This window comes from Streptomyces sp. NPDC056347 (assembly GCF_042262625.1).
GTDB lineage: Bacteria > Actinomycetota > Actinomycetes > Streptomycetales > Streptomycetaceae > Streptomyces.
This window is the reverse complement of sequence record NZ_JBHJQP010000083.1, coordinates 21,530-32,960: the sequence shown is the minus strand read 5'-3', so window position 1 is coordinate 32,960 and position 11,431 is coordinate 21,530. Positions and strand designations below refer to the sequence as shown.

General features: G+C 72.7%; 9 protein-coding genes and 1 pseudogene. 1 reads left to right on the top strand and 9 read right to left on the bottom strand.

Annotation, left to right across the window (positions count from 1 at the left end; all coding sequences use genetic code 11):
• Positions 1-446 (bottom strand): annotated as a pseudogene (locus ACFCV8_RS20190) (collagenase); the annotation flags it as partial.
• 336 nt (positions 447-782) lie between these two features.
• On the opposite strand from ACFCV8_RS20190, the gene ACFCV8_RS20185 reads away from it, so the two are divergent.
• Positions 783-2,261: an aminopeptidase P family protein gene (locus ACFCV8_RS20185; RefSeq protein WP_376686747.1), complete on the top strand. Its 1,479-nt coding sequence runs from the start codon at positions 783-785 to the stop codon at positions 2,259-2,261.
• 124 nt (positions 2,262-2,385) lie between these two features.
• Here ACFCV8_RS20185 and ACFCV8_RS20180 read toward each other — a convergent pair whose 3' ends face one another.
• From ACFCV8_RS20180 to ACFCV8_RS20145, 8 genes are all read right to left on the bottom strand, one after another.
• Positions 2,386-3,111: a GntR family transcriptional regulator gene (locus tag ACFCV8_RS20180; RefSeq protein WP_376686746.1), complete on the bottom strand. Its 726-nt coding sequence runs from the start codon at positions 3,109-3,111 to the stop codon at positions 2,386-2,388.
• 107 nt (positions 3,112-3,218) lie between these two features.
• Complete coding sequence (locus tag ACFCV8_RS20175; RefSeq protein ID WP_376686745.1) at positions 3,219-4,196, bottom strand: ornithine cyclodeaminase family protein; 978 nt, start codon at positions 4,194-4,196, stop codon at positions 3,219-3,221.
• Positions 4,193-5,194, bottom strand: a complete 1,002-nt coding sequence (locus tag ACFCV8_RS20170; RefSeq protein WP_376686744.1) for a proline racemase family protein — start codon at positions 5,192-5,194, stop codon at positions 4,193-4,195. Before ACFCV8_RS20170 ends, ACFCV8_RS20175 begins: the two co-directional genes overlap by 4 nt.
• A gap of 236 nt (positions 5,195-5,430) precedes the next feature.
• The gene (locus ACFCV8_RS20165; protein ID WP_376686743.1) at positions 5,431-6,339 is read right to left on the bottom strand and encodes a dihydrodipicolinate synthase family protein; all 909 of its coding nucleotides are present in this window, start codon (positions 6,337-6,339) and stop codon (positions 5,431-5,433) included.
• Positions 6,340-6,414: 75 nt separating this feature from the next.
• Entirely contained in the window at positions 6,415-7,911 is a 1,497-nt protein-coding gene (locus ACFCV8_RS20160) for an NAD(P)/FAD-dependent oxidoreductase (RefSeq protein WP_376686742.1), read from the bottom strand.
• Positions 7,892-8,218: a (2Fe-2S)-binding protein gene (locus ACFCV8_RS20155; RefSeq protein ID WP_376686741.1), complete on the bottom strand. Its 327-nt coding sequence runs from the start codon at positions 8,216-8,218 to the stop codon at positions 7,892-7,894. Before ACFCV8_RS20155 ends, ACFCV8_RS20160 begins: the two co-directional genes overlap by 20 nt.
• Positions 8,219-8,307: 89 nt before the next feature.
• The gene (locus ACFCV8_RS20150) at positions 8,308-9,474 is read right to left on the bottom strand and encodes an NAD(P)/FAD-dependent oxidoreductase (RefSeq protein WP_376686740.1); all 1,167 of its coding nucleotides are present in this window, start codon (positions 9,472-9,474) and stop codon (positions 8,308-8,310) included.
• Between the two features lie 148 nt (positions 9,475-9,622).
• A complete protein-coding gene (locus ACFCV8_RS20145) occupies positions 9,623-11,365 on the bottom strand; it encodes a pyruvate dehydrogenase (protein ID WP_376686739.1) in 1,743 nt (580 codons plus the stop codon).
• Between the last annotated feature and the right edge of the window lie 66 nt (positions 11,366-11,431).

Here is an 11,431-nt window from a genome sequence, read left to right as displayed (position 1 = left end):
ACCTTCTGCACCAGAGCGCTTCCGGTGTTGTTGGTGAAGTCGGTGACATTGCACTCGGCAGCCGCGGTGCGGGCCCGCTTCCCGGCCTTCATCGAAGGCGCCGGGTGACTCGGAACCGTGGCGGCCTGGCTGTCGTAGTCCCGCTTGAGCGCGTCCTTGGACGCGGACAGCGGCGGCTGGTCCCCGGCCCTGAGCGCCTTGCGCTGGACGTGAGCGGCGTCCGCGGCAGGTGCTGTGAGCGACTCGGCGGTGGGGCCGCCCGGGTCCTCGGTGCGGGGTTCTGCCTGCTTCTGGGCGGCCTTCGAGGAGTGGGGGGCCACGGTCGAGGCCACGGGGCGCTGCCCCGCGGCCTGACTCGGCGCGGAGAGCATGCCTACGCCCAGGCATGCCGCCAGGACCGCGGTGGAAAGTCCAGCTATCTTCTGACGAACCCTCAGATTCTTCACGTGCCGCCTCCAGCGGAGTGTTAACCGCGCGACAGGGCGCGGCTGTGGGGGAATGCAGGGGGGCCGGTGGGGCCGGCCGGGACCGCTCCACGTCGTGACATGGACACAGCTTCCGTTCCCTTGCGCGCTGTACAATGGCACATGTCACATGTCCTTCGGAAGCCCTCTCACGCACATTCATCTGCGCGACAACTTCCGCCCCCCGCACGGATCCAGGGACGCGGCGCCGCACACGCCGGCCGCCACCACCGTCTTTCCGGCCGGCCGAGCCCCGCCCCCGCCTCCCGTCAGCACCCGGAGCCCCGTGCCCGGGCACCGACCGAGCCCTCAGGAGCCATGCCCGTGTCCCGTTCCTTCTCCGCACCCCGTACCGGCAGTCACGATCTGCCGGTGTCCGCCGCGCTGGACACCTTCATGAGCACGGCGTGGGCCGACACCCCCCTGCCCCCGGACGCCCGCGTCCCCTCCTACGAACTGACCCCCGCCCGCCGGGCCCGGCTGGCCGCCCGCTTCCCCGGCGAGCGGCTGGTCATCCCGGCCGGGGCCCTCGCCGTCCGCTCCAACGACACCGACCACCGCTTCCGGCCGCACACCGGATACGCCTGGCTCACCGGCCTCACCGGCGAGGACCAGGCCGGGCACGTACTGGTCCTGGAACCGGACGGCGACGAGCGGCACGAAGCCGTGCTGTACCTGCGGCCCCGCTCACCCCGTACCGGCCAGGAGTTCTACCGCGACCGCAGGTACGGGGAGTTCTGGGTGGGGCGCAGGCCGGACCTGACGGAGGCCGCCCGGCTGACCGGTCTGCGCTGCGAGCGGCTGGAGGACTGGGAGAAGCTGTTCACCGGCCCGCAGCCGCCGGTCCGGGCACTGGGCGGTGTGGACCCGTCCGTCGACGAACTCCTGGGCTCGCGGCGTCCGTTCCCGCTCGGGCGCTCGGCCCCGGCCGGTCTGGAGGCGGTGCTCAGCGAGCTGCGGCTCGTCAAGGACCCCTGGGAGACGGGGCAGTTGCAGCTGGCCGTCGACGCGACGACGGCGGGATTCGAGGACGTCGTACGCAGTCTGCCGCAGGCGCTGCGCCACCCGCGCGGGGAGCGCTGGATCGAGGGCGTCTTCGATCTGCGGGCCCGGCTGGAGGGGAACGGGCCGGGCTACTCCACGATCGCGGCGGCCGGGGCGCACGCATGCGTCCTGCACTGGATCCGCAACGACGGCCCGCTGGAGCGCGACGGGTTGCTGCTGCTGGACGCCGGGGTGGAGACCGATTCGCTCTACACCGCCGACATCACCCGTACGCTGCCGCTCTCCGGCCGTTTCTCCCCCGTGCAGCGCGCCGTGTACGAGCTGGTGCTCGCGGCCCAGGACGCGGGCATCGCGGCACTGCGGCCGGGAGCGCGCTTCCGGGACTTCCACCGGGCGGCCATGCGGGTCATCGCCGAGGGGCTGCACGAGTGGGGCGTGCTGCGGATGTCCGCGGACGAGGCGCTCGCCCCGGAGAACGGCTTCCACCGCCGGTACACGCTGTGCAGCAGCGGCCACATGCTCGGCATGGACCTGCACGACTGCGCGCAGGCGCGGGCCGAGGCCTATCTGGACGGCTGCCTGGAGCCGGGACAGGTGCTGACCGTGGAGCCGGGGCTCTATCTCCAGCCCGACGACGAGACGCTCCCCCGGGAGCTGCGCGGGATCGGAGTGCGGATCGAGGACGACCTGGTGATCACGTCCGACGGGGCCCGCCTCATGTCGTCCGCGCTGCCCCGGACCGCCGACGGGGTCGAGGCGTGGATGGGCGCGCTGCTGGAGAGCCGGGCCTGATCCGGCGCGCTGCCGCCGCCCCGTCGCCGGGCCCGGAGGGGCCTGGCGACGGGGCGGGTTCAGGACTTCGCGGCGGGGCGGGGGAAGGGCACCACGCCGGGTCGGGACACCGTGGCGGGGCGGGTCAGGACTCCGCGGCGGACTCCGCGATCCCGGCATCCCGGGGTCCGTCGCCCGCCCTGCCGGGGTTCTCCTCGGCCCAGAGGTTCCTGACATGTGACATATGGGCCAGCATGCACCGCTCCGCGCCTGCCGCGTCACCGGCGATCAGGAGGTCCAGCAGCTGGGCGTGCTCCTCGGCCGACTGGACCAGCAGCCCGGACTCGTCGAGCCGGTTCAGCCCGAAGAGGCGCGAGCGCTTGCGCAGGTTGCCGACCTCCTCCACCAGCCGGCGGTTGCCCGCCATGCCGAGCAGTTCGAGGTGGAAGCGGCGGTCGGCCTCCAGGTAGCCGAGGATGTCGTGCTCGGCGGCGGCCTCGACGATCGCCTGTGCGAGCGGCCGCAGCGCCTCCAGCTCCCTGGTCCGCCCCATCCGGGCGATCCGGCCGACGGTGGGGACCTCGATCATGACCCGGAGCTCGGTGAAGTCGTCCAGGTCCTGATCGGTCAGCTCCGTTATCCGGAAGCCCTTGTTGCGCACGGCCTCGACCAGGCCCTCACGCGCCAGGTCGAGCATGGCTTCCCGGACCGGGGTGGCGGACACTCCGAAGTCGGCGGCGAGCGCGGGGGCCGAGTAGATCACGCCGGGACGGAGCTCCCCCGCGATGAGGGCCGCCCTGAGGGCGTTCGCCACCCGGTCGCGCAAGTGCACCTGCGCGGAGATGGCATTGAGCGTCGTCAGGCGGGCCATGTCTGTTCCTCCAGCGCCGTACGGGGCCCCAGAATACAATGTCACGTTTCCATCGGAGCCCACCGTTCCGAGGCCGTGGACAACCCGTCCGCCGCGGACGGCCTCGTCTACGCGGCGGAGTTGCCGTACACCGCCGCCGCGACGGCTAGATCCTCCCACCCCATTCCGACGCTCTTGAAGAACCGGGGTCCGGCGAATGCGGCCGGTTCGCCGCCGCGGCCCCGCCCCGCACCCGGGCCCGTACCCGGGATCTCGCCCCGGCCGGTGACCAGTTCCGCCAGCCCGGCGGCGATGTCCTCGGCCGCGAAGACCCCCTGCGCCATCGGGACCAGCAGGTCGCCCGCCTCGGCCAGCGCCGCCGTACGCGCCTCGACGACGACGGCGGAACGTGCCACCAGTGTGCTGTCGACCTCGCGGGCGTCCGGGGTGTGCGAGCCGACCGCGACGACCGTCGCCCCGTCCGGCACCAGGGCGCCGTCGAACAGCGGGGTGGCGGAAGTCGTGCAGCAGAGCACCAGGTCGGCGGTGGCCACCTCGGCGCCGCCCTCCCGCCCGGCAGCGGCCTCCGGGCCGAGCCCGCGGGCGTGCGCGGCGAGCGCCTCGGCCCGCTCCGGGTTCCGGCCGATCACGGTGACCCGTTCGACGTGACGTTCCGCGAGCACCGCGGCGAGGTGCCCGTACGCCTGCGGGCCCGTGCCGAAGAGCACCAGATGGCGCACTACGGGGCCGGTGAGGTGGCGGATCGCCAGGGCGGACACGGCCGGTGTCCGCAGGGTGGTGAGCGCCGCGCCGTCCAGCAGGGCCAGCGGCAGCAGGGTGGACGCGTCGAGCAGCAGATAGCTCCCGGTGATCCGCGGCAGGCCGCGCGCCGGGTTGTCCGTGGCGACCCCGGCGATCTTCACCCCGGTGAACCGCCGGGTGGTGGCGGGCATGATCAGCAGCTCGCCGCCGGGGACGGTGACATGGTGCCGGGCGGGAGCCGTCTCCGGGTCCAGCCCCCCGCGCAGCGCCGACTCCAGCGCGTCCGCGGCCGCTTTCGGTCCCAGGGCCGCGATGTCGTCGGCGCCGAGCAGGGGAAGGTTCACAGCAGAAATCCTTCGGGGAAGGGGTCGGTGGGGTTCAGGAAGAATTGTGCGGTACCGGTGATCCAGGCGCGCCCGGTGACGGTGGGCACGACGGCCGGCAGGCCTCCCACCGTGGTCTGCTCGACGAGCCGCCCGGTGAACGAGGTTCCGATGAAAGACTCGTTCGTGAAGTCGGTGTCCAGGGGGAGTTCACCGCGCGCGTGCAGTTGCGCCATCCGGGCCGAGGTCCCCGTACCGCAGGGTGAGCGGTCGAACCAGCCGGGATGGATGGCCATGGCGTGCCGGGAGTGGCGGGCGTCGGACCCGGGCGCCAGGAACTGCACGTGCTTGAGGCCGTGGATGTCCGGGGCCTCCGGGTGGACCGGCCGGTCGGTGGCGTTGACCACGTCCATCAGGGCGAGCCCGGCGGCCAGGATGTCGTCCTTGCGCGCCCGGTCGAAGGGCAGCCCGAGGTCGGACAGCTCGACCATCGCGTAGAAGTTCCCTCCGTAGGCGAGGTCGTAGCGCACCGTCCCGTACCCGGGCACTTCCGCCGTCCGGTCCAGCGCGACGCTGAACGCCGGGACGTTGGTGAGCGTCACCGCGGTGGCCTCGCCGTCCCTCACCCGTACGTCGACCGAGACGAGCCCGGCCGGGGTGTCCAGCCGCACGGTGGTGACGGGTTCGGTGACCTCCACCATGCCGGTCTCCACCAGCACGGTCGCCACCCCGATCGTGCCGTGCCCGCACATCGGCAGGAAGCCGGAGACCTCGATGTAGAGGACGCCGAAGTCCGCGTCCGGCCGGGTGGGCGGCTGGAGGATGGCGCCGCTCATGGCGGCATGGCCGCGCGGTTCGTACATGAGCAGGGTGCGCACGGCGTCGCGGTGCTGCTGGAAGTAGGCGCGCCGTTCGGCCATGGTGGCACCGGGAATGGTGCCGATGCCGCCGGTGACGACCCGGGTCGGCATGCCTTCGGTGTGCGAGTCGACGGCGTGGAATATGTGACGGGTCTGCAAGGCTCCCCCTGGTTCGTCACGGCGGACACGAAGAAGAACAAGAGATCACGGGAACACGGGAACACGACAGGTGGTGCGGGCCGGGCCGAGCCCGGTCGGTACGGGGCTCGGCCCGGTGGCGCGAAGGCCGGATGGCGCGAAGGCCGGATGGCGCGAAGGCCGGATGGCGCGAGAGGCGTGTGGCGCGGGGGCCGGGTGGTACGAGGGCCGGATGGTACGAGGGCCGGACGCGCCGGTCAGCTCAGGCCGCCGGCCAGCGCCTTCTCCGTCGCGGCGCGCACGGCGGCCAGGTCGTCGGCGGGCATCGGGAACCGCGGCGGCCGCGTGCAGCCGCCGTGCCGGCCGACGACGTCCATGGAGGCCTTGATGGCCTGGACGAACTCCGGCTTCGAGTCCCAGCGCAGCAGCGGGTGCAGCTCCCGGTAGAGCGGCAGCGCGGTTGCCATGTCACCGGTGACGGCGGCCCGGTACAGGTCGACACAGCTGGACGGAAGCATGTTCGGGCAGCCCGCGATCCAGCCGACGGCGCCGCCCAGCGCCAGTTCCAGCAGTACGTCGTCGGCGCCGATCAGCAGATCGAGGCCGGGCGCCGCCTCGGCGATCTCGTACGCTCTGCGGACGTCGCCGCTGAACTCCTTGACCGCCACGATGCTGCCCTCCTGGTGGAGCCGGGCGAGCAGCTGCGGGCTGAGGTCCACCTTGGTGTCGAACGGGTTGTTGTACGCGACGACGGGAATCCCGACCTCGGCCACCTCGGTGTAGTGGGCGTGCACCGCCTCGTCGTTGCAGCGGTACCCGTTGGGCGGCAGCAGCAGCACGGAACCGGCACCCGCCTCCGCGGCCTGCTCGGCCCAGCGCCGCGACTCGGCGCTGCCGTACGCGGAGACGCCCGGCATGACGCGGTTGCCGTCACCGGCGGCCTCGACGGCGACCCGGACGATCTGTTCGCGTTCGCCGTCGGTCAGGGTCTGGTACTCCCCCAGCGACCCGTTGGGCACCACTCCGTCGCAGCCCGCCTCGATGAGCTGGCGTACGTGGGTGGCGTAGGCGTCGTAGTCGATGGTGCGGTCCTCGCGCAGGGTGAGCGGGGTGGCGACCATGATGCCGTGCCAGGGGCGGGTGCGCTGGTCGGTGTTCGTCTGCATGACGGCTCCTTGAGAGGTGTGACATTGCACAGTGCGGTGGAATCAGGGACGGCGGAAAGAACGAATGCGGTGGGGCTACCCGGGGTCGGCCAGGCCGGCGAGAGTGCCGAGCTTCACGGGGCAGGCCAGCGGGCGCCGGTCGGGGCCGCCCGGTGCGGTCCCGGAGCCGTGCGCGGCGGCCAGTTCACGTACGGCGAATCCGCAGGTGCGGCCCTGGCACCAGCCCATTCCGGCCCGGGTGAGGAGCTTGGCGGTACGGGTGTCCCCGGCGCCCAGTTCCTCGCACGCGGTACGGATGTGCCCCGCGGTGACCTCTTCGCAGCGGCAGACCTCCGTGTCGTCGGCCAGCCACTGGCTCCAGCCGTCGCCCGGCCGGTGCACGACCCCCATCAGGTCGGCGAAGTCCCGCATCCGGAGCCGGGCGCGCACCAGGGCGACCGCCCGGCGGGCGTCCTTCGCGCGCACCTTGCCCCGTACCTCACGGACTACCGAGAGTGCGGCCAGCTCTCCTTCGCACAGGGCGAGTTCCACGCCCCCGATGCCGATCGACTCACCGGCGGCCCAGACCCCGACGACGGTGGTCGCGAGAGAACGGCCGACGGTGACCGCGTGGCTGCCGTCGGGGCCGGTCCGGGTGGAGCACCCGGCCGCCAGGGCGAGGTCCAGCTGCGGTACGAGGCCGTGCCCCACGGCGAGCGCGTCGCAGGCGATCCGGCGCCCGGTCCCCGCGACGGGGCGCCACCGGCTGTCCACCCGGCTGACGGTCACCGCCTCCACCCGCTCGCTCCCGTGCACCTCGGTGACGGCCCGGCGTGTCAGCATCCGCACTCCGGCGCGGGCCAGCTCCGCCCCGTACCGGGCGCCTTCCACCGCCTTGCCGGGGTTGCCGGCCAGCACCCGGGGCGCGCGGGCGTACGCCCCGTACCCGGCGGCCTCGACCACGGCCGGGACACTGGCCCCGGCGCGCGTCAGCGAGGCGGCGACGGCCTGCAGGAGCGGCCCGCTCCCGGCGACCACGATCCGGTGACCCGGCAGCACCAGCCCGGACTTGAGCATGGCCTGGGCCCCCGCCGCGCTCACCACCCCCGGAAGTGTCCAGCCCGGGAAGGGCAGTTGGCGTTCATGGGCGCCGGTGGCCAGCACGATGCGGCGGGCCCGGACGGCGGTGCGGGTCTCCCGGTCGTCGCCGGTGACCGCGTGCAGGATCCACTCCCCGTCACCGGCGCGTTCGACCGTCCACACCTGGTGGCGGGTGAGGTGGCGGACCGCACCGGTGCCGCAGTGTGCGGCGAGCCGGGCGGAGAGGTCCGTGAAGGCGCGCCAGTGGTGGTGGAGGGCCTGGGGGCGGGCGGCACCGAGCCCCGGGGCCGGGCTGCGGTAGTACTGCCCGCCGGGTGCGTCGGCCGCGTCCAGCAGGACCACGCCGAGCCCGTGGTCGGCGGCGGTGACGGCCGCGGCCAGGCCCGCCGGTCCCGCGCCCACCACCGCGAGCTCGGCCACGCCGGCGGCCCCGGGGGCCTGCGTGGGGCGGCCGGCGCCCCGGGAGCGGGACTCATCCTTCGAGTGCGGCATGTCCGTCGCCCTCCTGGGTGGTGATGGTGTCGCCCGGCCTCGCGGGCAGCAGGCAGGCGCGCTGATTGGGACGTCCGTTGACGGTGGCCAGGCATTCGTAGCAGGCGCCGATGCCGCAGAAGGCGCCCCGCGGACGGCCGTTGACCCGGGTGGTGCGCCAGCTCAGGACGCCCGCCGCCCAGAGTGCGGCGGCGATGGTCTGGCCCGGAAGCCCCCGGACCGGGCGGCCGTCGAAGGTCAGCCGGAAATCCGGTTCGGGTGCGGCATCGACGAGTTCGGCGGGGGTTCGTGCTCGGCTGCGTCTCACTGGGCCTCTCCTCGGTCCTCGACGGGGGCTTCCCGCGGTGCTGTTCCAGGCGGTGCGGCGGTGGCGTCGGGGCATCCGGCCCCGTTGCGTCACAGGGTGCGGCGCGCGGTGTCGAACCGTTCGGGTGCGAACGGGCCGAGGTCGAGCGCGGTCCGCTCCTGCCGGATCGCCTCGGAGATCAGCAGGCCGGTCGCCGGGGCGAGCCCGATGCCCGCGCCCTCGTGGCCGCAGGCGTGGAAGAGACCCGGCACCCGGGGATCCGGTCCGATCGCCGGCAGGTGGTCGGGCAGGTAGGGGCGGAATCCGTGGTACGCGCGCATCACCCGGACATCGGCGAGTGCGGGGAAGAGCGCGGTGGCGGCCGCCGCCAGCCGGGCCACCACCGGCACGGAGAACGTACGGTCGAAGCCGACCCGTTCGCGGCTGGCCCCGATGAGCACCGGCCCCGAGGGGGTTCCCTCCACCACGGGCGAGGTCTGCAGCGCGGCGGACCCGCTCGACACGTCGCCGACGTACTCCGCCGCGTAGACCTTGTGCCGGATCAGCCGGGGCAGCGGTTCGGTGACGAGCACGAATCCGCGGCGAGGCAGGACGGGCAGCTCCACCCCGGCCAGCGCGGCGAGTTCGCCGCCCCAGGTGCCCGCGGCGTTGACCACGGCGGGGGCCTGCAGTTCCCCCCGTACCGTACGCACTCCGCGCACGGCGCCGTTGCGGTCCCGGAGTATCCCGACCACTTCCTCCCCGGGGCGTACGAGCGCGCCGGACCGGGCCGCCGATCGCAGCAACTCGGCTGCGGCCACGGCGGGTTGCACCTGCGCGTCCTGCGGGTAGTGGCAGCCGCCGACCAGTCCGGGCGCGAGGTGGGGCTCGACGTCCCGGAGCCGGTCGGCGGGGACGGGAATCACCTCGACGCCCGCCCCTCCCTGACCCGCGGCAGTCGCGGACAGGGCGTCCAGGGAGTCCTCGGACGCCGCGACGACCACGCCGCCCTTGGCCTCGTACTCGATGGAAGGAGGCAGCTCCTCGGCCAGCTGCTTCCACAACTCGGCGGAGAGCAGGGCGAGTTCCAGCTCCGGTCCGGGCACTTTGTCGGAGACCAGGAGGTTTCCCTCGCCGGCCCCGGTGGTTCCGCCCGCCACCGGCCCGCGGTCGACGACGGCTACGGAGAGTCCGGACCGGGAGGCGTAGTGGGCGCAGGCCGCGCCGACCACCCCGGCCCCGATGATGACGACATCCAGAGGGCTTCTCGTGGGCACGTCAGTAATATGTCACATTGCTCAGACGCCGCCAAGGGTGTCCGCGCGGGCAGTTGATCAGTCGCGGCTCCCGCGACCGGCCCGTCGCCGTTCCGCCGTTCCGGTCAAGGGCGGGACACGCTCCGGCCAAGGGCGGGGCACACTCCGGTCAAGGGCGGGGCACGTTCCGCAGGTTGGAGCGGGCCATCTGGACCATCCGGCCCACTCCCCCGTCCAGCACGATCTTGCTGGCGGAGAGCGCGAAGCCGGTGACCATGTCGGCGCTGATCTTCGGCGGGATGGAGAGGGCGTTGGGATCGGTGACGATGTCCACGAGTGCCGGACCCTGGTGCTTGAAGGCGTCCTTGAGGGCGCTTTCGAGCTGCTTGGGCTTCTCCACCCGCACCCCGTACGCCCCGCAGGCACGGGCGACCGCCGCGAAGTCCGGGTTGTCATTGGTCGTACCGAACGACGGCAGTCCCGCGACCAGCATCTCCAGCTCGACCATGCCGAGCGAGGAGTTGTTGAACAGTACGACCTTCACCGGCAGGTCGTACTGCACCAGGGTCAGGAAGTCGCCCATCAGCATGGAGAATCCACCGTCGCCGGACATCGAGACCACCTGCCGGTTCCGGTCCGTGAACTGGGCACCGATGGCCTGCGGGAGCGCGTTGGCCATCGAACCATGGCTGAACGAGCCGATGACACGGCGTTTTCCGTTGGGTGTGAGGTATCGGGCGGCCCACACATTGCACATTCCCGTGTCGACGGTGAACACGGCGTCGTCGTCGGCCAGTTCGTCGAGCACCGAGGCGACGTACTCCGGGTGGATCGGGATGTGCTTCTCGACCTTGCGGGTGTACGCCTTGACCACGCCCTCCAGCGCGTCGGCGTGCTTCTTCAGCATCCGGTCGAGGAACCTTCGGTCGGACTTGGCCTTCACCCGCGGGGTCAGACAGCGCAGGGTCTCGCGGACGTCGCCCCAGACCGCCAGGTCGAGCTGGGAGCGGCGGCCCAGGTGCTCGGGACGCACGTCGACCTGGACGATCTTCACATCGGTGGGCAGGAAGGCGTTGTACGGGAAGTCGGTGCCGAGCAGGATCAGCAGGTCGCACTCGTTGGTCGCCTCGTAGGCGGCGCCGTAGCCGAGCAGGCCGCTCATCCCGACGTCGTACGGGTTGTCGTACTGGATCCATTCCTTGCCGCGCAGCGCGTGGCCGACCGGGGCCTTCACCCGTTCGGCGAAGGCCATCACCTCCGCGTGGGCCCCGGCCGTTCCGCTGCCGCAGAACAATGTCACGCGTTTCGCCGCGTCGACCATCCGGCAGAGCTCGTCGATCTCCGCGTCTCCGGGCCGGACCGTCGGCCGTGAGGTGACCAGCGCGTGCTCCACCGACTTGTCCGGGGCGGGCCGGGAGGCGATGTCGCCCGGCATCGCGACGACGCTGACACCGCCCCGGCCGATCGCGTGCTGGATGGCCGTCTGGAGCAGCCGCGGCATCTGCTGCGGGTTGGAGATCATCTCGTTGTAGTGGCTGCACTCCTGGAAGAGCAGCTCGGGGTGGGTCTCCTGGAAGTAGCCGAGGCCGATCTCGCTCGACGGGATGTGCGAGGCCAGCGCGAGCACCGGGGCCATGGAGCGGTGGGCGTCGTAGAGGCCGTTGATGAGGTGCAGATTGCCGGGGCCGCAGGATCCGGCGCACGCCGCGAGTGAGCCGGTGACCTGGGCCTCCGCGCCGGCGGCGAACGCGGCGGTCTCCTCGTGCCGGACCTGGATCCAGTCAATGGCCCGATTGCGCCGGATGGCGTCGACGACGGGGTTGAGGCTGTCGCCGACGACGCCGTACATCCGCTTCACGCCCGCCCGGACGAGGATGTCGACGAACTGCTCCGACACGTTCTGCTTGGCCATGGGGGCGCACCCTTTCCGCGCTGCGGCTTCCGGACGTTCGCTTCCATCAACCCATGGCGCGCGCGG